General features: G+C 71.9%; 23 protein-coding genes and 2 pseudogenes. 18 read left to right on the forward strand and 7 right to left on the reverse strand.

What is annotated here, in order from left to right; all coding sequences use genetic code 11:
• Nucleotides 1-609 precede the first annotated feature (609 nt).
• From PUR53_RS17965 to PUR53_RS17985, 5 genes are all read left to right on the forward strand, one after another.
• Complete coding sequence (locus tag PUR53_RS17965; protein ID WP_329900767.1) at nucleotides 610-4878, forward strand: HAMP domain-containing protein; 4269 nt, start codon at nucleotides 610-612, stop codon at nucleotides 4876-4878.
• A gap of 76 nt (nucleotides 4879-4954) precedes the next feature.
• Nucleotides 4955-7513 (forward strand): SpoIIE family protein phosphatase, encoded by a 2559-nt coding sequence (locus tag PUR53_RS17970; protein ID WP_329908879.1) that lies wholly within the window; start codon nucleotides 4955-4957, stop codon nucleotides 7511-7513.
• A gap of 141 nt (nucleotides 7514-7654) precedes the next feature.
• Nucleotides 7655-8080, forward strand: a complete 426-nt coding sequence (locus PUR53_RS17975) for an ATP-binding protein (protein ID WP_329908922.1) — start codon at nucleotides 7655-7657, stop codon at nucleotides 8078-8080.
• A 117-nt stretch (nucleotides 8081-8197) separates the two neighbouring features.
• Nucleotides 8198-8557: a hypothetical protein gene (locus PUR53_RS17980; protein ID WP_329900764.1), complete on the forward strand. Its 360-nt coding sequence runs from the start codon at nucleotides 8198-8200 to the stop codon at nucleotides 8555-8557.
• A complete protein-coding gene (locus tag PUR53_RS17985) occupies nucleotides 8554-9489 on the forward strand; it encodes an anti-sigma factor RsbA family regulatory protein (protein ID WP_329900763.1) in 936 nt (311 codons plus the stop codon). Before PUR53_RS17980 ends, PUR53_RS17985 begins: the two co-directional genes overlap by 4 nt.
• 32 nt (nucleotides 9490-9521) lie before the next feature.
• Here PUR53_RS17985 and PUR53_RS17990 read toward each other — a convergent pair whose 3' ends face one another.
• Complete coding sequence (locus PUR53_RS17990) at nucleotides 9522-10280, reverse strand: DUF4232 domain-containing protein (protein WP_329908880.1); 759 nt, start codon at nucleotides 10278-10280, stop codon at nucleotides 9522-9524.
• A gap of 256 nt (nucleotides 10281-10536) precedes the next feature.
• Between PUR53_RS17990 and PUR53_RS17995 the strand changes: the two genes are divergently transcribed.
• From PUR53_RS17995 to PUR53_RS18010, 4 genes are all read left to right on the forward strand, one after another.
• Complete coding sequence (locus tag PUR53_RS17995) at nucleotides 10537-10953, forward strand: hypothetical protein (RefSeq protein WP_329900761.1); 417 nt, start codon at nucleotides 10537-10539, stop codon at nucleotides 10951-10953.
• 18 nt (nucleotides 10954-10971) lie between these two features.
• Nucleotides 10972-11487 carry a hypothetical protein gene (locus PUR53_RS18000; protein WP_329908881.1) on the forward strand — a complete coding sequence of 172 codons (516 nt, stop codon included), beginning with the start codon at nucleotides 10972-10974 and terminating at the stop codon, nucleotides 11485-11487.
• Between the two features lie 205 nt (nucleotides 11488-11692).
• Entirely contained in the window at nucleotides 11693-12892 is a 1200-nt protein-coding gene (locus PUR53_RS18005) for a cysteine desulfurase-like protein (RefSeq protein ID WP_329908882.1), read from the forward strand.
• 103 nt (nucleotides 12893-12995) lie between these two features.
• Complete coding sequence (locus tag PUR53_RS18010) at nucleotides 12996-13223, forward strand: hypothetical protein (protein WP_329900758.1); 228 nt, start codon at nucleotides 12996-12998, stop codon at nucleotides 13221-13223.
• Nucleotides 13224-13239: 16 nt separating this feature from the next.
• Here the strand turns inward: PUR53_RS18010 and PUR53_RS18015 are convergent, their stop codons facing one another.
• Entirely contained in the window at nucleotides 13240-13863 is a 624-nt protein-coding gene (locus PUR53_RS18015; RefSeq protein ID WP_329908883.1) for a calcium-binding protein, read from the reverse strand.
• Between the two features lie 152 nt (nucleotides 13864-14015).
• Here PUR53_RS18015 and PUR53_RS18020 point away from each other — a divergent pair, with 152 nt between their 5' ends.
• Nucleotides 14016-14645, forward strand: a complete 630-nt coding sequence (locus tag PUR53_RS18020) for a class I SAM-dependent methyltransferase (protein WP_329908884.1) — start codon at nucleotides 14016-14018, stop codon at nucleotides 14643-14645.
• Nucleotides 14646-14685: 40 nt separating this feature from the next.
• Here PUR53_RS18020 and PUR53_RS18025 read toward each other — a convergent pair whose 3' ends face one another.
• From PUR53_RS18025 to PUR53_RS18035, 3 genes are all read right to left on the reverse strand, one after another.
• Nucleotides 14686-16128 (reverse strand): FG-GAP and VCBS repeat-containing protein, encoded by a 1443-nt coding sequence (locus PUR53_RS18025; protein ID WP_329908885.1) that lies wholly within the window; start codon nucleotides 16126-16128, stop codon nucleotides 14686-14688.
• A gap of 177 nt (nucleotides 16129-16305) precedes the next feature.
• A complete protein-coding gene (locus tag PUR53_RS18030; protein ID WP_329908886.1) occupies nucleotides 16306-17472 on the reverse strand; it encodes an NAD(P)/FAD-dependent oxidoreductase in 1167 nt (388 codons plus the stop codon).
• A gap of 33 nt (nucleotides 17473-17505) precedes the next feature.
• Nucleotides 17506-18219: a GntR family transcriptional regulator gene (locus PUR53_RS18035; RefSeq protein WP_329900753.1), complete on the reverse strand. Its 714-nt coding sequence runs from the start codon at nucleotides 18217-18219 to the stop codon at nucleotides 17506-17508.
• A 121-nt stretch (nucleotides 18220-18340) separates the two neighbouring features.
• Between PUR53_RS18035 and PUR53_RS18040 the strand changes: the two genes are divergently transcribed.
• The gene (locus PUR53_RS18040) at nucleotides 18341-19240 is read left to right on the forward strand and encodes an aminoglycoside phosphotransferase family protein (RefSeq protein WP_329908887.1); all 900 of its coding nucleotides are present in this window, start codon (nucleotides 18341-18343) and stop codon (nucleotides 19238-19240) included.
• Between the two features lie 60 nt (nucleotides 19241-19300).
• Here the strand turns inward: PUR53_RS18040 and PUR53_RS18045 are convergent, their stop codons facing one another.
• On the reverse strand, nucleotides 19301-19984 hold the full coding sequence (locus PUR53_RS18045) for a TIGR03086 family metal-binding protein (protein ID WP_329908888.1): 684 nt from the start codon (nucleotides 19982-19984) through the stop codon (nucleotides 19301-19303).
• Between the two features lie 164 nt (nucleotides 19985-20148).
• On the opposite strand from PUR53_RS18045, the gene PUR53_RS18050 reads away from it, so the two are divergent.
• Nucleotides 20149-20349: a hypothetical protein gene (locus tag PUR53_RS18050; RefSeq protein WP_329908889.1), complete on the forward strand. Its 201-nt coding sequence runs from the start codon at nucleotides 20149-20151 to the stop codon at nucleotides 20347-20349.
• Nucleotides 20350-20684: 335 nt separating this feature from the next.
• Here PUR53_RS18050 and PUR53_RS18055 read toward each other — a convergent pair.
• Nucleotides 20685-20954, reverse strand: a pseudogene (locus PUR53_RS18055) (helix-turn-helix domain-containing protein); the annotation flags it as partial.
• A 113-nt stretch (nucleotides 20955-21067) separates the two neighbouring features.
• Between PUR53_RS18055 and PUR53_RS18060 the strand changes: the two are divergent.
• The 6 genes and pseudogenes from PUR53_RS18060 to PUR53_RS18085 all read left to right on the forward strand — a co-directional run bounded on the left by PUR53_RS18060 (nucleotide 21068) and on the right by PUR53_RS18085 (nucleotide 24826).
• Complete coding sequence (locus tag PUR53_RS18060; protein WP_329900750.1) at nucleotides 21068-22468, forward strand: M1 family metallopeptidase; 1401 nt, start codon at nucleotides 21068-21070, stop codon at nucleotides 22466-22468.
• Nucleotides 22465-22791, forward strand: coding sequence for a hypothetical protein (locus PUR53_RS18065; RefSeq protein WP_443080319.1), 327 nt, complete (start codon nucleotides 22465-22467; stop codon nucleotides 22789-22791). Before PUR53_RS18060 ends, PUR53_RS18065 begins: the two co-directional genes overlap by 4 nt.
• Nucleotides 22788-23695 (forward strand): annotated as a pseudogene (locus PUR53_RS18070) (molybdopterin oxidoreductase family protein); the annotation flags it as partial. The gene PUR53_RS18065 and the pseudogene PUR53_RS18070, both read left to right, overlap by 4 nt.
• Nucleotides 23696-23737: 42 nt before the next feature.
• Complete coding sequence (locus PUR53_RS18075) at nucleotides 23738-24082, forward strand: hypothetical protein (RefSeq protein WP_329908923.1); 345 nt, start codon at nucleotides 23738-23740, stop codon at nucleotides 24080-24082.
• Nucleotides 24079-24288 (forward strand): hypothetical protein, encoded by a 210-nt coding sequence (locus PUR53_RS18080; RefSeq protein WP_329908890.1) that lies wholly within the window; start codon nucleotides 24079-24081, stop codon nucleotides 24286-24288. The genes PUR53_RS18075 and PUR53_RS18080 overlap by 4 nt, the downstream gene beginning before the upstream one ends.
• Nucleotides 24257-24826, forward strand: a complete 570-nt coding sequence (locus PUR53_RS18085; RefSeq protein WP_329908891.1) for an ISL3 family transposase — start codon at nucleotides 24257-24259, stop codon at nucleotides 24824-24826. Before PUR53_RS18080 ends, PUR53_RS18085 begins: the two co-directional genes overlap by 32 nt.
• Nucleotides 24827-24836: the final 10 nt, after the last annotated feature.

Consider the following 24836-nt stretch of genomic DNA (forward strand, 5'->3'; position numbering starts at 1 on the left):
CTCCGTGAGCCCCGTCGGCTCGGGAGAAAGGGACGTTTTCGGCCGTAGGCAGTCGCGTCCTGGCCGAATTCTGCACATCGGCTTCGGCGGTAGCGTCAGCGGGGCGGGTGAGCGTGCCGCCGAACGGGCTGCCGTCGACGATCTCCACGTCCGTGAGCACGTTGTCGCCCTCGCCGCCGATGCCGTCGTCTGCGGCGTTGTCGATGTCGCATGGGGAAGGGCCCCATATACGGCTCGCGCGGCGGGCTCGTCGTACCTTCTTCGCGAAGGTGGTGTCCTCGGTGAAGGACCGGACAGCGGGTCGGAAAGCGGCTGAAAGTGCCCTTGGCAAGGTGCCCTCGGGGGAGCCTCGGGCGGCGGCGTGAAACCGTCCCGAGTGCCCCCGGTACGGCCGTGTATTCCGCCCGGGGAGGTATCTTTTCGGGGCGGCCGGGATCTCCGAGACCGGCTTTGGTTGTCGGACGACAACTGCGTTAACCTTCACCGGATTTTCTCATCCGGCCGTTCCGTGAACTGCGGAGATTCGGCCGGTGAGCGGGCCCTTCACGGCCCGGCGCGGGTTCCGAGTCCTCGGCGCGAGGGCTCTTGGGGAGCGGAACGAGGGTGCGCATGAGCGGCAAGACGACCGAGACCGTCGAACGGGCTCCGGGAGAGCAGGAGCTACGGCAGCTCCTGGCCGGACTGACCGCCGTACGGGACGGCGACTTCGGCACCCGGCTGCCGTCCGACGGCGAGGGGCTGCTCGGCGACATCGCCACCGTCTTCAACGGCATGGTGGACCAGCTGTCCGTTTTCACCTCGGAGGTCACCCGCGTGGCCCGCGAGGTGGGCACCGAGGGCACGCTCGGCGGCCAGGCCGAGGTGCCGGGCGTCTCGGGCACCTGGGCCGATCTCACCGACTCGGTCAACGCCATGGCGGGGAACCTGACCACACAGGTGCGTGACATCGCGCAGGTGGCGACCGCGGTCGCCAAGGGGGACCTGTCGCAGAAGATCGACGTGCCCGCGCGCGGCGAGATCCTGCAGCTCAAGGAGACCGTCAACACGATGGTCGACCAGCTCTCCGCGTTCGCCGACGAGGTCACCCGTGTCGCCCGCGAGGTGGGCAGCGAGGGCCGGCTCGGCGGTCAGGCCCAGGTGCCGGGAGTCGGCGGCGTCTGGCGCGACCTGACCGATTCGGTCAACTTCATGGCGGGCAACCTCACTTCCCAGGTCCGCAACATCGCCCAGGTGACCACGGCGGTGGCCGAGGGCGATCTGTCGCAGAAGATCACGGTCGACGCCCGTGGAGAGATCCTGGAGTTGAAGAACACCATCAACACGATGGTGGATCAGCTCTCCGCGTTCGCCGACGAGGTCACCCGCGTCGCCCGCGAGGTCGGCACCGAGGGACGCCTCGGCGGGCAGGCGGACGTCAAGGGCGTGAAGGGCACCTGGCGGGACCTCACGGACTCCGTGAACTTCATGGGGGCCAACCTCACCTCCCAGGTCCGCAACATCGCCCAGGTGGCCACGGCGGTGGCCCAGGGCGACCTTTCCCAGAAGATCACCGTGGACGCCCGCGGAGAGATCCTCGAGCTCAAGGACACCATCAACACGATGGTGGATCAGCTGTCCGGTTTCGCCGACGAGGTGACCCGTGTGGCCCGCGAGGTCGGCACCGAGGGCAACCTGGGCGGACAGGCCATCGTCCGGGGCGCGTCGGGGACCTGGAAGGACCTGACGGACAACGTCAACGTGATGGCGTCGAACCTGACCGGGCAGGTCCGCTCGATCGCCCAGGTCGCCACCGCCGTCGCACGCGGCGACCTCTCCCAGAAGATCACCGTCGAGGCCAAGGGCGAGGTCGCGGCCCTCGCGGACGTCATCAACACGATGGTCGACACGCTCTCCGCGTTCGCCGACGAGGTCACCCGCGTCGCCCGCGAGGTCGGCACCGAGGGACGCCTCGGCGGCCAGGCCCACGTCCCGAACGTCGCGGGCACGTGGAAGGACCTCACCGACAACGTCAACTCGATGGCCAACAACCTCACCGGCCAGGTCCGCAACATCGCCCTGGTGACGACGGCGGTCGCCAACGGCGACCTGTCGAAGAAGATCGACGTCGACGCCCGCGGCGAGATCCTGGAGCTGAAGACGACCATCAACACGATGGTCGACCAGCTGTCGTCGTTCGCCGCCGAGGTCACCCGCGTCGCCCGTGAGGTCGGCAGCGAGGGCCGGCTCGGCGGACAGGCCGAGGTGGAGGGCGTCGAGGGCACCTGGAAGCGGCTCACCGAGAACGTCAACGAACTGGCCGGGAACCTCACCCGGCAGGTCCGCGCCATCGCCGAGGTGACCAGCGCCGTCGCCGAGGGCGACCTGACCCGCTCCATCACCGTCGAGGCCTCCGGCGAGGTCGCCGACCTCAAGGACAACATCAACTCCATGGTGGAGTCCCTGCGCGAGACCACCCGCGCCAACCAGGAGCAGGACTGGCTCAAGACCAACCTCGCCCGGATCTCCGGCCTGATGCAGGGCCACCGCGACCTGCCCGTCGTCGCCGAACTCATCATGGACGAGCTCGCGCCGCTGGCCTCCGCCCAGTACGGCGCCTTCTACCTCGCCGAGGACACCGAGCGCGGACCCGAACTGCGGCTGGTGGGCTCGTACGGCTACCCCGACGACACCGACCGGCCCGAGCGCATCCCCGTGGGCCGCTCGCTGGTCGGGCAGGCCGCGCGCAACCGCCGTCCCATCAGCGTCGAGGAACTGCCACCGGGCTATGTGACCATCTCCTCCGGCCTCGGACAGGCCGTGCCCAGCGCCCTGGTGGTGCTGCCCATCGTGGTGGAGGACCAGGTCCTCGGCGTCATCGAACTGGGCTCCGTCACCCCCTTCACCCAGATCCACCAGGACTTCCTCAGCCAGCTGATGCCGACCATCGGCGTCAACCTCAACACCATCGTGGCCAACGCCCGCACCGACGAACTGCTGGGGGAGTCCCAGCGACTGACCGCCGAACTCCAGGCACGCTCCGAGGAGTTGCAGGTCCAGCAGGACGAACTGCAGCGTTCCAACGCCGAACTGGAGGAGAAGGCCTCCCTGCTCGCCTCGCAGAACAGCGACATCGAGGCCAAGAACCTGGAGATCGAACAGGCGCGGCAGGAGCTGGAGACCCGCGCACAGCAGCTGGCTCTGGCGTCCAAGTACAAGTCGGAGTTCCTGGCGAACATGAGCCACGAACTGCGCACCCCGCTCAACAGCCTGCTGATCCTCGCCCAGTTGCTCGCCCAGAACCCCTCACGCAACCTCACACCCAAGCAGGTCGAGTACGCGGGCATCATCCACTCGGCGGGCTCGGACCTGCTGCAGCTGATCAACGACATCCTCGACCTGTCGAAGGTCGAGGCGGGCAAGATGGACGTCGCTCCCGAGCGGGTACCGCTGCGCAAGCTCCTCGAGTACGTCGAGGCCACGTTCCGCCCGATGACGTCACAGAAGAACCTGGACTTCACGGTGGCCACCGCACCGGGCACGCCCGCCGACCTCCTCACCGACGACTCCCGGCTGCGGCAGATCCTGCGCAACCTGCTGTCGAACGCGGTGAAGTTCACCGAGGAGGGCAGCGTCACCCTGCGCATCGAACCCGCCCTGGACCGCGAGGTACCCGTGGGCGTCCTGCGCGGCGGACCCGTCGTGGCGTTCCGGGTCGAGGACACCGGCATCGGCATCCCCCAGCAGCAACTGGAGACGATCTTCGGGGCGTTCCAGCAGGCCGACGGCACCACCAGCCGCAAGTACGGCGGCACCGGACTCGGCCTGTCGATCACCCGGGAGATCGCCCATCTGCTCGGCGGCGCCGTCACGGTCGACAGCACACCCGGTCAGGGCAGCACCTTCACCCTCTACCTGCCCGTGGCCCGCGACGACTTCGAGGAACAGCTCGACGCCGACGGCCGGCCCACGGAACACCCGCACCCCACCGGCCGGGAACTCCCGTCGGCGTCCCGGCCGGACACCGCGTCCCCCGCCGTGCCCGAGCAGCGCCGCCGCCGTCTGCTGGTGGTCGAGGACCGCCCGCGCGGACTGCTGACCCTCGTCGCCGAACGCGCCGTCGCGGACCTCGCCTCCGACGGCGACCCCCTCGGCGCGATCGACATCATCACGGCGGTCGGTGCCCAGGAGGCCGCGAGCACCCTGGCCGCCGAACCCTGCCACTGCGTCGTCCTCGAACTCGCCCTGTCCGACGACGAGGGCGCGCGTCTGCTGGAGGCCATGGAAGGCGACTCGGCGCTCGCCAGCGTGCCCGTCCTCGTGCACACCGGCCACCGGGTGGACCTGGCGCACGAGCAGGCGCTGCGCTCCCGTGCGGACGGCCGCCCGCTGGACTTCCTCTCCAGCCTGGACGAGCTGCGCGAACGCATCACCCTGCACCTGTCCGCCGAGGAACCGGGGGACGTGCTGTCCCTGGTGCGTGCCGAGGAGACACAGCGCCCGGCCGCGCAGGTCGTCGACGGCGCCTTCCTCGGCCGCAAGGTCCTCGTGGTCGACGACGACGCCCGCAACCTCTTCGCCCTGAGCGGGATGCTGGAACTCCACGGCTTCCACGTCCTGCACGCCGACAACGGCCGCCGGGGCATCGAGATGCTGCTCGCCCACCCGGACGTCTCGCTGGTGCTGATGGACGTGATGATGCCCGAGATGGACGGATACACCGCCACCTCGGAGATCCGCGCGATGCCCCAGTACGCCGACCTGCCCATCATCGCCGTCACCGCGAAGGCCATGCCCGGCGACCAGGAGAAGAGCCTGGCTGCGGGTGCGAACGACTACGTCACCAAGCCCGTCGACACGGGTGACCTCATCGGTCGCGTCCGACGGTGGCTGACCGTATGACGGGGCGTCACACCGCCGCGCGCACCAGCCCATCGCGTGGCCTCCCGCGACGCCCGAGCCGAGGAACAGGTCAACCGTGAGCAACTCCCACCAGCCGGCCGAGCCGCAGCACGCCGACGCCGCGCCGGACCAGCCGTCGGCGGACGTGGCGCCGGACGCGCCGACTGCTGACGACCCGGCCGCGGTCGACGACTCGCCCGCGGCCGACCACCAGCGCGCGGTCGACGAGCCGGTCGCGGTCGGTTCGGACGTGAACGTCCTGGACGCCAAGGCGCAGTCCTCGCCCGTCGGTCGGCTCGCCGCGACCGTGGAGCGGTTGCGGCGTGAGGTGCAGGCGGCCCAGGCGGAGGCCGACGGTCGTGCCGTGATCGAACTGGCCAAGGGCATCCTCGTGGAGCGGCTCGGGTGCGGGCCGGCCCAGGCGGCCCTGCAACTCGCCGAACTGACCGAACAAGCGGGTGTGACACCCCTGGAGTTCGCCGTCGAGGTCATCAACCAGGCCGCCCGCGACCGGCTCTCCGAGATGACGACCGCCCTCCTCGCGACCACCGCGAGCGGGGACGACGTCGCCGACCCACTGGGCGGCTGCTCCTTCGCCGTACGGCTGCGGACTGCGGAGAGTGCCGCACTGGCCGCCCACGACGCCCAGGCCGTCGCCGACTCCCTCCTCGAACACGCCCTGACGCCGCTCGGCGCCGAAGCCGTGGCGATCTGGGCGCTGGGCGCCGACGGCTCCCTCACCCTCGCCGGCAGCGCCGGTTTCTCGGCCGCCGAGGCGACCCGCTGGCGGTACGTCCCGCCCGGCGTCGTCACCGTCGCCCGTCGCGGACTCGGCGACCGGGCCGGCCAGTGGATCGGCAGCCTGTCCCAGACCGGCCTGCCCTCCATCGGCCGGCACCACCATCCCGACGGCGGCCGGGTCGCCGTACCCGCGGGCACCGGCGGCCGCATCCACGGAGTGCTGGAGATCGTCTGGCCCACACCGCTGGAGGCACAGCCCCCGCAGATCGTCCGCCAGGTCGAGGCCCTGGCCGAGCTGTGCGCCCACACGCTGGGGACCTTCGCCCCGCACCACGGTGACGGCGACACGCGCACCGGGAACCTGCCCGATGTCGCCGAACTGATGGACCTCGCCGACGGACTCCACGACCCCGCGCTGGTGCTCGTCCCCCACCTGGACGCCACCGGGGAACTGGTCGACTTCCGCATCCACCACGTCAACAGCCGCTTCCTCGACCCGGCCGGCCGGCCCCGGGGCGTCGTCAACGGCAGCCTGCTCCTTGAGACGTATCCCATGGCCGCCGGCGACAGCGAACTGTTCGAGCAGGTCGAACGGGTCTACGCCACCGGCGAGCCGTTCCGTGCCCGCCGCATGCGGCTCACCTCCCTCGTGGAGGACGTCCCGCTGTCGGCGGTCGCCGACATCAACATCACCCGGCACGGCGGCAGCGTCCTGCTCATCTGGCGCATAGAGGACGAGACCGCACGGCTGGCGAGCCTGCTCCAGCACGCGCAACGCCTCGGCCGCATCGGCGGGTTCGAGGAGAACCTCCTCACCGGCGAGATCACCTGGAACGGTCAGCTCTACAGCCTCTACGGCAAGCCCTCCATCAGCGGCCCCGTCCCGCTGGAGGACCTGCCCGCCCACGCCCACCCCGACGACGCCGTCGCCATCGGCCGATTCCTGCGCACCCTGCTGCACCACCGCCGCTCCGCGTCCGCGGCCTTCCGGCTCCAGCGGCCCGACGGCGTCACCCGGCACATCCGTGTGGTGGCCGAGCCGGTCCTCGACTCCGACGGCCGGCTCTTCGTCGTCCGGGGCGCCTACCAGGACATCTCCGCCCACCACTGGACGGAGGTCGCCCTCGCCGCCACCCGCGACCAACTCGCCCACTCCGAACAGCAGGCGAGCGAACGCGACCGGCTCACCCTCCAGCTCCAGCACGCGATCATGCCCCCCGCCCAGGCCCCCCTGGAGGCCCCCGGACTGCGCGTGGCCGTCCGCTACCGGCCCGCCGAGACCCAGCACCTGGTGGGCGGCGACTGGTACGACGCGGTCGTGCTGCCCTCCGGGCTGGTGCTGTTGTGCGTAGGGGACGTCGCCGGACACGGCATAGAGGCGGCCACCAGCATGGTCGTCCTGCGCAACGCCCTGCGCGGTCTCGCCGTGACGGGCGCCGGGCCCGGCCAGTTGCTGGCCTGGCTCAACATGGTGGCCCACCACCTGACCGGAGCCGTCACCGCGACCGCCGTCTGCGGCCTCTACGACCCCCACCGTCACACCCTGCGCTGGGCCAGGGCGGGCCATCTGCCGCCCGTCCTGGTCCGCGCGGCCGAGGCGACGCCGCTGCCCCTGGTCAAGGGCCTGCTGCTCGGCGCCCTGCCCGAGGCGACGTACGAGGAACACGAACTGCAACTGGCCGTCGACGACACCCTGTTGATGTACACCGACGGCCTGATCGAACGCCGTGACCGTTCCGTGGAGGAATCCCTGGCCCAACTGCTCACCGCCGCCCGCACCGTGCCCCCCACCCTCGACCAGCAGTTGGACCGCCTCCTCACCTACAGCAGGTCCGACACGGACGACGACACCTGCCTCGTGGGCGTCCGGGTGGCACAGGTACCGCAGGACTGATCACCGCCGTCCGACACGAACGCCGTACGAGGGCACGTCTGCCGGCGCGGTTGGCGGGCACTCGGTCTGTACGAGACCGCGTCGGACGGGAGAACGGGGAAGCCGGTGACGAGCAAGAGGACGGGCTCCGGAGCGACGGGCATCAAGGCGAAGGGATGGGCGCATTCGTTTCCCGTGTCGGGAGGAGTGCACGCCGGACGGCGATGGACACGACGGCAGTTGGAGTCCCTCCCGTGGACCGCGGACGAGCCCGAGACGGTGGACGCCGTCGTGCTGGCCGTGTCCGAGCTGCTCACCAACGCGCACATCCACGCGCACAGCGACGCGCGTCTGATCCTCACCTGGGACGGCGAATGTCTGCAGGTGAGCGTCCACGACGAGGACCCGACACTGCCGCTCCAACGCAGCCCCAAGCCGGGGGAGACCTCCGGCCGCGGCGTGGGGATCGTACGGATGCTCGCGGACACGTTGGAGATGCGGTGCCAGCGGCACGGCAAGACGGTGTCGGCGTGCTTCCGTCCGGCGCGCGCCGCACGGCCGGACGGCGATCGGCCGGACGCCGGCTGAGCGTCCCCGCACCGGCGGGCTATAGGATGACGTGTCCGTTGCCCGCCGTCACCCCAGGTACGGTGGGCGTGGAGTCGGGGAGCGCCGTACAGCGGCGCACGGGGCAGGGGAGAGAACATGGACGCCTCCCACGACGTGCACGGGCCGGGGGCGGCACGAACGCACGGGGGCACCGCGCTGGAGATCCGCTCTCTGCCGGGCCGCCCGGGAATCCGAGCCGCAGGAGAGATCAACGTGATCACCCGCTCTTTCTGGGTACACGCTCTGGAGGACCTGGCGCACGCCCACACGGACGTCTCCTTCGTGGAGCTGGCCGACCTGATGTCCATCGACGTGGGCGGCGCGGCCGCGCTGGCGGTCACGGCGCAGCGACTGGGTACGGGCCGGATCGTCGTGGACCGTCCACCGCCGGAGTTGGAGCGGATCCTGGACATGTTCTGGCCCGGCCTTTCGAAGATCGAGGTGGCGGGGCGATGAGTACGGCCACGAACAGAGAACACGAACCTTTTGTGCACCCTGCGCTGTTCTACCGGGGCAGGGAGCAGTACACGGCGGGCACGGTGCCGTTCCTGCTGGAGGGACTGTCCGCCGGGGAGGCCGTCGCGGTCGCCGTCCCGGGCCCCAACCTGGAGCTGATCAGGGCCGAGATGGGCGCGAGCGCCGCCGAGGTCAAGTTCCTCGACATGACGTCGGCGGGCCGCAACCCGGGGCGGATCATTCCCGGGGTACTGCGCGCCTTCGCCGACGCCCACCCGGCGAGCCGGGTGAGGATCATCGGCGAACCGATCTGGGCCGACCGCTCGGCCGTGGAGTACCCGGCGTGCGTCCAGCACGAGGCCCTCATCAACGCGGCCTTCCAGGGCCGCGACGTGACGATCCTGTGCCCGTACGACGCGGACGCCCTCGCCCCGGAATCGCTCGCGGACGCCTATGTCACCCACCCCGTCGTCATCGACGCCGGCGTCGAACTGACCAGCGACGCCTACGATCCCGAGCACGCGGTCGCCCGCTACAACCAGCCGCTCACCAGCCCGCCCGGAGCGGCCTCCCTCTCCTTCGACGGGGACGCGCTCCCGCTGGCCCGCTCCTTCGCGGTCCAGGAGGCCGGGCGGCTGGGCCTGGCGGGCGCCCGCTTGCAGGATCTGATGCTGGCGGTGGCCGAGCTGACCACCAACAGCGTGGTGCACGGCGGTGGAGCGGGCACCGTGCGGGTCTGGGCCGAGGGACCGCAGGTCGTCTGTGAGGTCCACGACGGAGGGCGCCTGACCGACCCCCTGGCCGGCCGCAGGCCCCCGGCGCGCGACCAGCTGGGCGGCCGCGGTCTGATGCTCGTCCACTACGTCGCCGACCTCGTGCGCTTCCACACCACCGAGGACGGCACCACCATCCGCTTCTATCTGGACCTCTGACCGATCACGCCCGGCACGCGACCCGGGCGTGATCAGTAGGAGAGCGCGTCCTCGGCCGTTCCGAGGAAGTTGGTGACCGTGCCGTCGTTGACCGTGACGGGCCCGTCGGCGATCGTCACCGTCGCCGGGCTCTCCGCGGCCGTGAGCGCGATCTCCACCTGGTCGGCGGTCTTGCCGCCCTCGGTGCCGGCTCCCGCGAACAGGATCCCGGCGTAGGCGCGCTCGCCGGCGTTCAGCATCCAGTCGTCGACGGTGGGGCCGCGGTGCTCCGCCGCGCCGTCGAGACCCGGAATCGTGATCACCAGGTCGTTCGCCGACAGCAGGCAGGGGTCGCCGCTGTCGTTGGTCGCGGTCAGCAGGGCGTGGTTGGCCGGCTTCGACGCGACGGTGACGTCGTAGCTCAGGTCGGCCGTCTCGCACATGCCCACGCCGCCGTCCTGGTCGTCGTCGGTTCCAGTCTCCTCGGACACGGACTGGTCCGATCCGGACTTGCCCGATCCGGCCTTCGACGGGGGCGGGGTGCTGCCGCCGCCGGTGGAGCCGCCGCTGCCGCCGACGCCACCGTTGTCCCCGGGGGAGGCCGTCGAGGACGCGTCCGCGCCCTTCTCCCCGCCCGGGCCCTTGCCCGCGCCCTTGCCCTTGTCCGTGCTCTTGCCGGGCGCGGTCGCGGACGCACTCGGGGAAGCCGTGTCCTTGTCGGCGCCCCCGCCGCAGGCGGTCAGTGCCGCGACGCCGAGTGAGCAGGCGGCGAGTACGGCGGTGATACGGCGTGAACGGGCTGCGTGAGCCATGAGGAACCCCCCGAAAGTGTGAATGTCCGGTGATCGTGCCTCATGGGAGCGTTCCCGCCACCCGCTCACACCGACAGGGAACGGTCTTCGGACCGTCCCCGGACAGCCCTGTGACACTGTGACACTGTGGCCGGGCCGGGACGGGGCGCGAAACGGTTCCGGCCAACCTGATCGTTTCTGAGTACGCGTACTCAGGTCCGGCGGTGATCAAGCGGGCAGACTGTGACCTCCCGAACAAACGAACGAGGGAGTGCGCGTGAACCGAACAGGACGAGCCCTGGCCGTGACGGCGCTGACGGCCAGTGTGCTGGCGGCTTCCGGCGTGGGGTCCGCCGCGGCGGCCGGAGATCCCCTGCTGCCCCATCCCGGTCCGGAGGGCCTGGTGTGGGTGCCGGAACAGACCGGCGACGGCGGGGTGGCGTCGGGAGGTGCCTGGGACATGCTGCCGACCGTTCTGACGGTGGCCTGTGAGGGCGGCGGTCAGGTGCGGGTGACGATGCGATCGCAGGAGACGGAGGTCGCCGCGTACTCGGTCGACTGCCCGGCGGGCACGGCCGGTGTCGGCTCGGTGACCATGGACGCCGGTGTGGTCCAGAAGGGCTCCTTCACCATCGGCGTCGACGCGTCGTCCGAAGAGATCCGCTGGGCGCTGACGGTGACTCAGCCGGAATAGCCATCGCATGATGGGCGCATGAGCGATCACGAACTTCCCGCCGCGGTGGACTCGGCGGCGCTGCTCGACCTGTCGCGAGGCCATCACGGACGGACCGTACGTCCTCTGGGCACGCGGGAGGCCGCCGGTCACCTGGTCAAGGTGTACACCCTGGAGGCACCGGGCCGCAGCGTCGCGGAGCAGGACACGGCCGAGGCCCTGCGGATCGCGGCGGCGCATCTCGAACTCGGGCGCGTCCGCGGGTCGCTCGGGCTCGCCGCCCTGATCCTGCACGCGGGCGGCGACGGCGACTACGTCCTGGTCCACACCTGGATCGAGGGCCACATGTCCGACCTGGCGGTCTTCACAGGCCCGGCCGGGCGGCCCGACCGGCTCCGCCCGGGACGCACCGGCCTCGCCCCCTGCGTCTGGGAAGCCGCCGTCATCGCCCACGAACGGGACGCGTTCTCCCAGCACGTCCTCGACGGCACCGCTCCGCTCGCCGACCGCCTGGCAGCCTGGCAGGAGGACACCCTGACGGGCAGCCTGCGGTGACCGGCGCCCCGACGCGGCGGCAGCGACGTGGGCGACTGGCGGTCGGACCGGTCGCCCTGGCCGGTGCGGCGCTGTCATCCAGGATCCGGTCTCCCGCGACGGGAGACGTGCGTGGCGGCGCACGTCAGGGTAGAGGGACCGCGACGCCGGGCGATCCGCCCCGCGGAAGGACGCCAGGCAACCCGTTCTGAGAGAAAGGCCGAGAATGGCCATCGACGTCACCGCGCTGCGGGCCCACTTCCCCTCCCTCGACACGGGGCTCGCCTTCTTCGACGGCCCCGGCGGAACGCAGACCCCCCGCCCCGTCGCCGACGCGATCGCCGCGACGCTGACCGGCCCGCTGTCCAACCGGGGAACCGTCAGCCCCTCCGAAGTCAACGCCGAGCGCGCCGTCGAGGAGTTCCGCGCCGCCTACGCCGACCTCCTCCAGGTGCCCGCCGACGGCGTCGTCCACGGGCGCAGCGCCACCCAGCTGACGTACGACTTCTCCCGCCACCTGGCCAAGACCTGGCACCCGGGCGACGAGATCGTCCTCAGCCGTCTCGACCACGACGCCAACGTCCGCCCCTGGATCCAGGCCGCCGAGCGCGCCGGAGTGGCGGTCCGCTGGATCGAGATCGACCCGGACACCACGGAGCTCGACCTCGACTCCTACGAGCGGGCCCTGACGCCCCGTACCCGTCTCGTCGCCGTCACGGCGGCCTCGAACGTGCTGGGCACCAAGCCGCCCGTGCGACGGATCGCCGACCGCGCGCACGACGTCGGGGCCCTCCTGTACGTGGACGGCGTCCACTACGCCGCGCACCACCTCGTGGACGTTCCCGCCCTCGGGGCCGACGCGTTCGTCTGCTCGCCGTACAAGTTCCTCGGACCGCACTGCGGAGTCCTCGCGGCGGCGCCCGAGTTCCTCGAAACCGTGCGCCCGGACAAGCTCGTGCCGTCCCCCGACACGGTGCCGGAGCGATTCGAGTTCGGCACACTGCCCTACGAGATCCTGGCGGGCGCCACCGCCGCCGTCGACTTCCTCGCCGCGCTGGACCCGGGCACGGCGCTCTCGCGCAGGGAGCGCCTCGCCCACTCCCTGGACTCCCTGCACACGCACGAACTGACGCTGCGCGCACGGCTGCAGGAGGGGCTGGAGCCACTGGGCGACGCCGTCACCGTCCACTCGAAGGCGCCCGACCGCACGGCGACCCTCCTGATGACCCTGGAAGGCCGCGACGCCCGCGAGGCCCAGGCGCACCTGGCCGCGCGCGGCGTGGTGGCACCGGCCGGGTCGTTCTACGCCTACGAGCCCTTCAACGCGCTCAAACTCGAAGCCCCCGCCCTGCGCGCGGGCCTGGCCCCCTACAACACCACCGACGACGTGGACCGCTTCCTGACCGGGCTCGCCGCCTTCCTCTGACCTCGTCGGCAGGGCCGTCCACGCGACGCGCGAGCCAGGCTACCGCGACCACAGCCCCCGGCAGGTCGCCGAGGAGGCCTTCCGGCTCGCCGACGGCTGCACGATGAGCGCGAAGAAGGACCTGGCGGGCCGCGACCTGGACATGGTCGCCGAGGGCCTGCGCGAGGTCACCGACCCGGGGTATCTCCACGCCCGGGTCGGTGACACCGCCTACCTGGCGGACGTGGTGCGGTCGGCGGGCGTCGACATCGTCGAGCCGCCCGGGCTGCACGCGCGCTACCTCAACGCCGGCCGTCTGCTGCCGCGCATCCCGCCGCACCACTTCCCGTGACCGTTCGGGGCGGCGGTCACCTCTCGCAGCTGTCCTTCAGGTCGTTGGCGTCGCCCGTGCAGGTGTCGGTGCCGGCGTCGCCGAAGGAGCGGTCGTTTCCGGGTGCAAAGTCTCCGGCGTTGATGCGGTCGTCGCCGTTCCTGCCGAACATGACGTCGTCACCGGAGCCACCGGTGATGTTGTCGACGCCGGCACCTCCGAAGACGGTGTCGTGCCCGCCCTGTCCGTCCAGGAAGGTCCTCGCGGTGGCGGTGTAGTCCATGGTGATGATGTCGTCGCCCGTGCCGCCGGTGATGTCGGCGGCCAGGTTGCCCGTGACGAGGACCATGTCACCGAGGTCCCCCATGGCGAGCGTGAGGGTGCGGCCGTCGTAGGGGCAGGTGACGGTGTCACGGTCGACCTGGGTGCAGCCCGATCCCGCGGTGACGGCGTCACCGCCGTCGCTGATGGTCACCGTGTTGCCGGACCGGGTGACGGAGAGGTCGTTGGCCTTCCCCGCCACGGCGTTGACGTGGATGCGGACGGTGTCCACGCGCACCCCCGTCGCGGCGTGCGCCTGCCCCGCCGACAACACCGTCGCCGCCCCCAGCGCCACGCTCGCCACGCCGACCTGCACGATGGTGCGTATCGAGGTCTTCAATGCTGCTCCTCTTCCCCTGATGACCACGGATGATGACCACGGACTGGTTGTGCCGTGATCCATCGTGGGCGTGCGGTGGTGCGGGCACATGAGGGGAGAACCCCCAACTATAAGATCCGTGTGATGGAGCCTGACCGGAAGGCGTGCTGAACATGACCGGAGATCGCGACCGCTGGGCCGAACTGACCGGCGGACAGGCCGGAGAGGAGTACGCCCGGCGCTTCGCGCGACTCGCCGCATCGGGCCACGACGTCCACGGCGAGGCCGATTTCTGCGCGGCGCTGCTGGCGCGGCCCGCCGCCCGCGTGCTCGACGCCGGCTGCGGCACCGGCCGGATCGCGATCCGGCTCGCCGAACTGGGCCACTCCTGCACCGGCGTGGACATCGACGCCTCGATGCTCGCCGTCGCCCGCCGGGAAGCCCCCGCACAGGAGTGGCTCCTCGGTGACCTCGCCCGGCTGGACACCCTCGGCCTGGAACCGGGCTACGACCTGGCGATCGCCGCCGGGAACGTCGTCCCGCTGCTGGCCCCCGGCACCGAGGCGGCGGTCGTCCAGCAGTTGGCCGCCGTACTGCGCCCCGGCGGAGTGCTGGTCACCGGCATGGGCCTGGACGCGGCCCACCTGCCGCTGCCGGAACCGACGGTGACCCTCCCGGAGTTCGACCACTGGTGCGCCCAGGCCGGACTGACGCTGCGTCAGCGCTATGCGACCTGGAGTGGCGACCCCTACGAAGACGGCTGCGGATACGCCGTCAGCGTGCACGCCCGCTTCACCACGTGAGCGGCTCGGTGGTGTCGGCGCCCCGTCGCGTGGGGCGGCCTCAGCGGGCGAAAACGCTCGCGAACTTCCGGCCCGCCACCACCGGGTATCCGAAGTCCGTCGCGTTGAAGGAGGTCGCCGAGGTGGTCGTGAGGCCGGAGGCCGCACCCCGCAGCACCCATCCCGCCCCGTCGTCGTAGCCGTTCGGCACGACGTCCTCGCCGTACGCGCCGATCGCGAGGTCGGCCTTGCCGTTGCCGTTGATGTCGCGCAGGCGCAGCGACGAGCCGAAGTGGTCGCCGGCCTCCGCGGCACCCGGTACACCCGCCGTCGCCTGGTGGAAGGACTGGGCGCCGGTCGTGGTCAGACCACTCGAACTCCCCTTGAGCAGCACGGTGTTGCCCACGGTGCGCTTGCCGTCGACGCCTTCACCGGGGGCGCCGATCGCGAGGTCCGCGCGGCCGTCGCCGGTCACGTCGCCCAGGGCGAGCGCCGAACCGAACGCGTCGTAGGCCTCGTCGGTGCCGGGGACCCCGGGGCTGTCCTGGTGGTACGTGCGGCCCTTGAGCGGGAGTCCGGACGCCGACCCGTACCGCACCGTGAACGAGCCTCCCTTGGCGCCCGCGGAGTCGGCGACGACCAGGTCCTCGTACCCGTCGCCGTCGATGTCGCCCGTCGCGACGGCCGACGACCACCATGCCGCCGAGCCGGTCGTCCCGTCGTCGCTCAGGACCGTGTGCGCGGAGCCGATGTCGCCGGGCCCGCCGCGCAGTACGCCGATGTAGCCGGGGGCGGGGGTGCCGTCGGGCTCGGTGCGGCTGCCGTGCAGGACGTACTCGTAGCCGTTGCTGCCGTCCTTGGAGGAGAAGTGGCCGGCCACGATGCCGTCGAGGCGCACGCCGTCCGGCAGGAAGTCGACCTCCGGGGCGATCGCGCCGTCCTGCGTGGGCCCTCCGTCGCCGTACCACCAGAACGTGTCGGTGCCGACGACGGCCAGCTGGGCGGTGCCGTCCCCGTCGAGGTCGGCGAAGGCCGCGCCCTCGCCGAAGCCGGCCGCCTCGGCGGTCGGGGCGGTGAGGGCGATGCCGCCCGAGGTGAACGGCTTCGCGCCGCCCCAGACGATCGTCACCGAGCCGCGCGGCTTGCCGGTGACCTCCTCGCCGGGCGCGCCGACGATCAGGTCGGCGTAGCCGTCGTGGTTCACATCGCCGCTGGTGACGTTCTCGCCGAACTTGTCCACGCTCTCCGAGGCACCGGGCACCCCGGGTGTGTCCTGGGTGACGTTCACGAACCGGGTCCGGCTGACGCCGGAGGAGGAGCCGAAGAGGACGGTGACCGTGCCGCCGCTCGCCTTGGGCGTGCCGATGGCGAGATCGCGGTAGCCGTCGCCGTTGAAGTCGTCCGCGAGACCGGAGGGCGCCGCGCCGGCCGAGGGCGCGCCGAGCCCGGTGACGGCAAGGGCGAGGGCGGCGACCGTGGCCACCGGCAGGGTGCGTGCGCGCAAGGTGATACTCCTGTCTGATGATGCGACGTCCGTACGACCCTCCAGGTGGACAGAGGGTTGTACGTGACGGAAGACGGGGTGAACGGACCGCCCGACGCACGGGCCCGCTCACGGCCTCGCCTCGCCCGCGCCTCGCCCTCGTCCCGGCGCGCTGCACGAGGGGCGCAGTGCGGTCGGCTACTGGTCGCCCAGCCCCACGGCCCGCTGGTCCACCTCGATGTCCGTGCGAGGTACGTCCTTGAACCGCGTGGGCCGGAAGGGCGCGAGGAGGCTCTGCTCCTGGTCGGTGGTGAGTTCGGCCGCGACCAGGCGCCCCAGGACCGGTGCCAGGGTGATGCCGCTGTGCGAGACGAGGCAGTAGACACGGGACCGCGCGGAGGCGTAGCCGGCGATGGTGTGGCCGTCCGCAGGCAGTGACCGGATGCCGACCCGCAGGTCGATCTCCGGCTCCCGGCGGGGGCCTGGCAGCAGCGCCGAGAACCGTCCGGCGAGAGTGCGTGCGATCTCCCCGTCGACGGACGGAGGGTTCGCCGGATCGACGCCGGCGTTGAGGTCGAGGGCCTGAAGGACGGTACGTCCGCCGCCGGCGGGGCGGAGGTTGAGGCCCGGACTGTGGATCACGCACCGCAGGTCCAGGGCGGGGGAGGCGGCGTAACCGAGCAGGCCGACGGTCTGCGCTCCACGACCGGTGTCGGTCACCATGGGAATGTCGATCCCGGCCCGTGCGGCGAGTCGATGTGTCCAGCGGCCTGCCGCCAGGACGACGCGATCGCCCTGGTGGACCTGACCTCCGACCAGGGTGACGGAGACTCCGTCCGGCCCTTCGTCGACGGCCTCGACCTCGCCGATCAGGTAGGTGGCGCCGTGCTGCCGGGCATCCGTCAGCAGGTTCCGCACGAAGAGCTCCGGCAGCACGTACCCCTCGCCGGGGAAGTGCGCGATGGACGTGATGGTGGCCGGTACGCGGAGCTCGCCCGCCGTCCGGGTGGCCTCGTCGGCCGTGACCCAGCGCACGGGGTAGCCGAGGGAACGCAGGCGTGCCACGTTGTCGGCGAGCCGCTGCTCGTTCGCGGCGTCCGCCCACTGCAGTGCCCCGCTGGGGAAGTACGACGGCGCACCGGGCAGCGCCTCGGCGAGCCTGGCGTGCTCCTCCATGCCCGCGAGGTTGAGCCGGTGGTAGGCGGGGTCGGGTTTACGGCTGGAGTTGGTCCAGGCGAAGGTGGTCGCGCTCGTGCCGGTGCCCGCTCCCCGCTGATCGAGGAGGAGCACGTCCTGACCGGCGACGGCGAGTTGCCTCGCGACACTCACGCCCAGCACACCGGCACCGATGATGATGACCTTCATGTCCGCACATCCCTTTCCGGAGGCGACTGGTGCTCACATGTCCGGGACCGGCAGCTCCAGGAAGAACTCGGCGGTTCCCGGACGGACGAGGGTCGTGACCACCTCGACGGTGGTCGCGTCCTCGGCACGCAACTCCCTGCGCCTCATCAGCGCCGGTGTCCCGATCTCGCTGTCCAGCAGCGCGGCGTCCTGCTCGCCGAGGACGACCGGGTCGAGGTAGAGCCGGATCACGTCGATCGGCACGCCCCTGCTTCGCAGGTAGGGGAGGGTGACGAGGTGGTCGAGGTTCTCGTTCAGCAGGTCGGGGGCGGCCGCGAAGAGCACGACGTGCCGCTCGACCGACTGCGGCTCCTCGCGCACGTTCAACTTGCGGCGGACCAGCTCCACCACGGCCGTGTCGGCGGCGGCGCCGGGGAGCGCCAGGACCGCGTCGGCGGCTCTGACGATCCGCGCGGAGACGACCTCGTGCCGGCCCGGCACGCCCTTGGCGGCGGTCGCGGGGGTGACGAAGTTGAGCAGATTGATCTGCCGCGTCACGTCCGCGACGAACGTACCGTGACGCCGTCGGCGGATCGCCAGCCCCGCCTCCGCCAGGTCGTTGAGGACGCGTTGCGCCGTGGCGCGACTGACACCGTGCCGCACGGAGAGATCCTTCTCGGTCGGCAACCGCGTACCGGGAGGCAGTTCCCCGGCGCGGATCCTCGCCTCGATCTCGCGTCTGATCTGCACGTAGAGCGGCGCTGCCAACTGACCAGTCCGTTCGTCGAATCCGCCGACCGGCGGCACTGTTCCCCGACTCTTCGACCATACAATTGCGCAATTGACCGGTCAATTGCGGGAGTTGCTGGATCTCGTACTGTGACTCCGCATGACCGAGCGTGAGATCGAGATCACCGCAGACCTGGTGCGCGAGTTGGTGCGAGAGCAGCATCCGGACCTCGCGGCGCTGGCCGTCCGTGAGGTGGCGGGTGGCTGGGGAAACCAGATGTGGCGGCTCGGGGACGAGTTGGCCGTACGCATGCAGCGCATGGACCCCACCCCGGAACACCAGTTCAAGGAGCGGCGGTGGCTGCCCGTGCTGGCCCCGCGACTGCCGCTCCCGGTGCCGACCCCGGTCCGCGACGGCGCACCGTCCGCGCGCTTCCCCAAGCACTGGACCGTGATGACGTGGGTTCCGGGCGAGCCGTTGGACCACGGCATGATCAGCCGTGGTGAGCACGCGGCCGAGACGCTGGCGGGTTTCCTCAGGGCGCTCCATGTCGAGGCGCCCGCCGAGGCGCCGGCCGGTTCGGACCGCGGTGGTCACCCCAAGGAGTGCACGGACGGCTTCGAGAGGTTCTTGCGAGCCGTCGATCCCGGCGACATCACCGCCGACGTCCGGGCCGTCTGGGACGACGCCGTGGCGGCCCCCGAGTGGGAGGGCCCACCGCTGTGGGTGCACGGTGACCTGCACCCCGCGAACGTCGTCGTCTCGGACGGGACGCTGACGGGCGTGGTGGACTTCGGTGACATGTTCGCCGGTGATCCGGCATGGGATCTCGCGGCCGCCTGGGTTCTCCTTCCCGCAGGCGCCGCCGCACGCTTCTTCGACGTGTACGCGCGTGCGGACGAGGCGACGATCCGCCGCGCCCGCGGGCTCGCCGCCATGAAATCCCTGTTCCTCATGCTCATGGGCCAGAACGGGGACCGGGGCCTGCCCGGCGGCAAGCCGACCTGGGGCCCCGCGGGCCGGGCAGCGCTCGAACGCGTCACCGCGGACCCGCGCTAGCGACACCGCGACCTGCGCCGGCGCACCGTCGACCCGCGCCGGCGCACCGACGGCGTGCCGCTACTCGGGGAGGCGGTCCTCGGAGCACCGATCCTCGGAGAAGCCGCGCTCGGGAATGCGGTCCTCGGGAATGCGGTCCTGGGGGACGCGGCGGCCGAGGAAAGCCGCCACCCGGTCGAGGGGCGGGCCGTGCTCGGGTGCGGACCGCACCGGGGCGACGGATCCACCGGCGGTGCGGGGCAGTCCGCCGTAGATCTCCCGGACGACCGGCAGGGCGGCGCGCGCGAGGTCGGGCTCCAGATCCCGGTCGCGGCCGAGCGCGGTCGCGAGGTCCCAGCCGTGCACCAGCAGCTCGACGAGGAGTTGCTCGACCGCACGACGGCCGGGAGCGGGACCGAAGGAGCGGTCCAGCAGGCCCGGTTGCCGGAACGCGGCGCGAGCCGTGGCGGCGGCGGTCTCGAAGGCGGCGATGTGGTCGTCGCCGAGATGGTCCTCGGCGTGGCCGACCGTGGGCGGCGTGCCCTGGGCCAGCCCGCCCCAGATGATGTTCTCCCACACCAGATGGTCGAGCAGGTCCCGTACGGTCCACTCCTCGCAGGGGGTCGGCAGGCCGAACTGTTCCGGCGCCGCCGCGCGCACGAGTGCGCCGACGGTGTCCTGGACGCGCGTGAAAGCGTCCAGGACACCGCCCGGCCAGGGGTCGGTGTCGTCCGTGTAGAGGGCCGCGAGAACGGCGTCGCGCACCGGGCGCGGGGTTGGCGCGCAGCGAGGTGACGAGCCACCGTCCTTCCTCCGCGATCCCGGCGGGTGCGGGCCGGCCGCCGAGGACGCACAGCAGTTGCCAGAAGCGCTCCACGGCGGGCTCGGCCGCGGCGGTGAGCTGCTCGCACAGGAGAGCGCGTGCCGCGGTGCCGTCGGCGACCACGGCGGGGTCGGTGTTCGCGCGGCTGGGCAGCCAGACGGCGATGATGTCGGCGACGACCCGGTCGGCCGCGGGGGAGTCCGCCGCGGTGCCGGTCCGCATCGCCTCGCGGACATGTGCGGTCCAGGTGTCGGTGAGCGCCCGCATCTCCTCCGCCGTGGAGGTCTGCCGCACTCCCCGCTCCTGACGGGCGGCGTACTCTGCCAAGCGCCGCACGGCGGGGCGCAGTTCCCCGGCGGCGACCAGTTCGCCCAGTTCCAGCCAGGCTTCGACCTGCTCGTCGGTGGGGTCCTCCGGTAGGTCGGAGCCGGCCGCGAGGAGCCCCTCACGGAAGTGGGGCACGTTCAGATCGCCCAGTGTTTCGGTGAGGAAGTCGTGGACCGACTCGCGACGTTCGTCGGGGGACATGTGGGCGGTGCGGGTCATCAGAGCGAGCCCTTCGTGGGTGGTACGTCGGGTGACGGTGCGCAGGACGGCCTGGTGGGTCCGCAGGCGGCGGATCTGCGCCTCCAGAGCCTCGACATGCGCGGCCGCGACCTCCGGGAGTCCGTCCTCGCGGTCCAGGGCGGCCCGGATGTCCCCGAGCCCCATCCCCAGGTCCCGCAGGGTGCGGGCCAGGTGCAGCCTGGCCACGCCGGCGGTGTCGTAGCGGCGGTAGCCGCCGGAGGTCCGGCCGACGGGTGTCACGACACCCACGTCCGACCAGTGCCGCACCACCTTCACCGGCAGCCCCACCTGCCGAGCCACGGCCCCGATGCTCCATGTAGGCCGCGACGCGTCGTCCCTGTGCATGCGCTCCACTCTCGACTCTCCCTTCGTGGGAGAGTCAAGCAGCCGCGTCACTCGGCAGGAGGGAAGCGCCAACTCGGCGCCGCACAAGCCGAGTTGTGGCAGGATTCAACGGCATGTCGCCGTCAATCATCTGGTCGCCCACGTCACGTCGTCGTCTGATGGGTGTCCTGCTCGTCCTGCTGGTGCAGCTTGTCGCGATCGGCCCCGGTGCGCGGGACGCCGGTGCGGCGGCCGGGCCGGGAGGGATCGAGGTCGCGACACCGGACCTCGCCCGCTACGACGTGTCCCTGCGCTCCGACGCCGACGGCGGTCACTGGACGGGACGGCAGCGGGTGTCGTTCCGCAACGCCTCCCGGCAGCCGCTGCACGAGGTGTACCTACGGCTGTGGGGCAACGGCGAGGACCAGTGCGGCACCCCCGGCGCGCCGGCACCGGTCACCGTGTCGAACGTCGACGGCGGCACGCCGGACCGGCTCGGCGTGGGGTGCACGGCCCTGCGCATCGCCCTCCCTCGGCGGCTCGGGCACGGCGAGCGGACGTCGGTCGCCTTCGACGTCTCCCTCACCGTGCCCGACCGCACCGCGCGCTTCGGCCGCGAGGGCGCCCACCGCTTCCTCGGCAACGCCCTCCCGGTGCTCGCCGTGCACGACGCGCAGGGGTGGCACCTCGACCCGTACGTGGCACTCGGGGAGAGTTTCTACGCGCTGGCGAGCGACTTCCGGGTCCGGCTCGACCACCCGTCGACCCTGAAGGTGCCCGCGACCGGCCGCACCCGGGCCCTCCCCGGCGGCCCCGGCCGCACGGTCACGCAGAGCGTCGCGCACCGAGTGCGGGACTTCGCGTGGGCGGCGGGCCCGTTCCGCACCGCCACGGAGACCACACCAGGCGGCGTGCGCGTGAAGTCGTACTGGGCGAGCGACACACCGGCCGAGGGGGTGCGCCTCAACCGCGCGGACGCCGTCGCCGCGATCGACCGTTTCGGCGAGGAGTTCGGCCCCTACCCGTACGGCGAGATCGACCTCGTGATGACCCCCGGGTTCGGCGGCGGCATGGAGTACCCGGGCCTGGTCCTGCTCGGTACCACCGAGGAGGGCGGCGCCGTCGTCCACGAGGTGGCGCACCAGTGGTGGTACGGCATCGTCGGCAACGACGAGTACGCCTCACCGTGGCTCGACGAGAGCTTCGCCCAGTACGCCAACGCCCGCTTCTACGGGTGGGAGACCCGTGACTGCTGGTCGGACGTCCAGTGGCCGAGCGACGGTGCCGCGCTGACCAACTCGATGGCCTACTGGTCCGGGCACCGCGGCGAGTACCACCTCGTCTACACGGCGGGGCCCTGCGCCCTGGCCGACCTGGAACGCGTCCTCGGCGCCGACACCATGGCCTGGTTCCTCGAGCGGTACGCCCGGGACCACTGGTACGGCGTCTCCACCACGGCCGCGTTCAAGAAGGCCGCACAGGCGGCCACGGACGAGGACCTCGGCCCGTTCTGGGAGACCCACCGCATCCGGTGACGACGCAGCACACGAGCACGGGCGGCAAACGCATGGGGGCGGTGGGGGCGGTGGGGGCGGTGCGTGCGGTGGGGAGCAGCAGCTGCGGCACCGCCGATCTGAACATCGTCCTCCGGACCGCCGTACTGACGGAGGAGGGCCCGCACGCAGGCGCCGGTGGTGCCGTCGTGCTCGACCCCCAACTCGTCGAGGAGCACGAGGAGATGCTGCTGAAAGCGGCCACATCGCCGCGGGTGCCGCTCGCGGCCACGTCCGGCCAGGACGCCACGCCCCCGACCGGCGGCACGGTGCGGACCCGAGCCGCGGAGGGCGGGCTCCGATGAACGAGCGGGCCGACGGCGTCCGTACCCACTGTCCGTACTGCTCCCTGCAGTGCGGGACGGTACTGCGGCCCGCCCCCGGCGGGGCGGCACCTCCCGCGGTCGACGGATGGCCGGAGTTCCCGGTCAGCCAGGGGGCGTTGTGCGGCAAGGGGCAGAGCGCCGCCGACCTGCTGGACCCGGCGGGCCGGCTCACCACCCCACTGGTCCGCGACGGCCGGGGCAGGCCGTTACGGCCGGCCACCTGGGACGAGGCGCTCGGGCGCGTGGTCGCGGGCATCCGCTCGACGCAGAGCGCGTACGGCCGGGACGCCGTAGGGGTGTTCGGCGGTGGGGCCTGACCAACGAGAAGGCGTACCTGCTGGGCAAGTTCGCCCGCGTCGCGCTGCGCACGTCGGCCATCGACTACAACGGCCGGTTCTGCATGTCGTCGGCGGCGGCCGCCGTCAACCGGGCCTTCGGCCTGGACCGGGGGCTGCCGTTCCCGCTCGCCGACGTCGCCGGGACCGACTGCCTCCTGCTGGTCGGCGCCAACCCGGCCGGCACCATGCCGCCCGCCCTGCGCCACCTCACCCGGCTGGCCGACCGCGGTGGCCGGTTGATCGGGGTGGACCCGCGCCGCACCCGCACCGCCGCACGGGCCGACCTGCACCTGAGCCCCCTGCCCGGCACCGATCTGGCCCTCGCCCTCGGCATGCTGCACATCGCCCTCGCCGAGGGCCAGGTCGACCAGGACTTCGTCGCCGCCCGCACGACGGGCTTCGAGGCGGTGCGCGCCACCGCGACGGAGTACTGGCCCGCCCGCGTCGAAGACACCGTGCACGGCTGGATCAACCTCTGCCTGGCCCTGGGCAAGGCGGGCCGCCCGTACAGCGGATACGGCCGCCTCACCGGGCAGGGCAACGGGGTCGTGCACGACACGGCCGCCCCCGCCTGGCAGCAGGCCGAGGTGCTCGCGGCCAGGCTGTCCGGGCACGACCGGCACGCCCGGTTCACGGGAGCCCGCACCCTCACCCGGCTCATCACGGAGCAGGTCGACCTGGCGGTCTTCGGCGAGGCCACCACCTCGATCGGGACCGGTGCCCGGGGTGGGCCCAGGATCGATGTGCTCTCCGTCTCGGACGACCGGCGGCGCGTCCACAAGAAGATCGTCACCCGCGACGACCGCGTCGTCGGCGGCATCCTGCTCGGTGATCTCTCAACCGTCGACACGGTGCGCCGGGCCTACGAGAGGACCGAACCCCTGCCACCGGACCGCCTCCACCTGGTCTCGACCCTCGGAGGCGACGGATGACCGACCGTCTGGTCCTGGTCGGCCACGGCATGGTCGGCCACACCCTGCTGACCGCCCTGGACGCCCGCGGAGTCTTACGGGACCGGCAGGTCACGGTGGTCGCCGAGGAGGACGTACCGCCGTACGACCGCTCGCCCGGGCCGGTGCCCGGACTGCCGGAAACAGGCGAGGCGCATGCACAGCACTTATCAACGAGCTCTGAATGAAAGACCGTTGGGATCCCGCCGAGCCATCGTTCGGCTGCGGGTCCGCCGGTACTTCTGCGACCGGAAGAAGTGTTCCCGCAAGACGTTCGTCGAGCAGGTGCCGGGCCTGTCCGAGCGGCACCGCCGCTCCAGCACCGGGCTGACGGGGTGGCTGCGGTCGATCGCGGCGGAACTGGGTGGCCGTCCGGCCGCGCGGTGGTGCCGCCGCCTGCAGCTGGTCGCGGGCCGGACCCGGCTGCTCAGACTGTTGACGACGCCGAAGGTGCCGGATCGTGCGCCGCGTGTGCTGGGGGTTGATGAGTTCGCCTTCCGCAAGGGCTGCACCTACGGCACTGTGCTGGTCGATGTCGAGGCCGGCCGGGTCGTGGACGTGCTGCCCGACCGCACCTCGGAGACGTTCGCGGCCTGGCTCACCGAGCACCCCGGAGCCGAGATCATCTGCCGGGACCGGGCCACCGCCTACACCAAGGCGGTCAGGGAAGCCGCCCCTCATGCCCTGGAAGTCGCTGATCGCTGGCACCTGTTAGAGGGCATCTGATCTAGGTAGT

It is taken from the genome of Streptomyces sp. SP18BB07, from assembly GCF_036322545.1.
GTDB lineage: Bacteria > Actinomycetota > Actinomycetes > Streptomycetales > Streptomycetaceae > Streptomyces > Streptomyces deccanensis.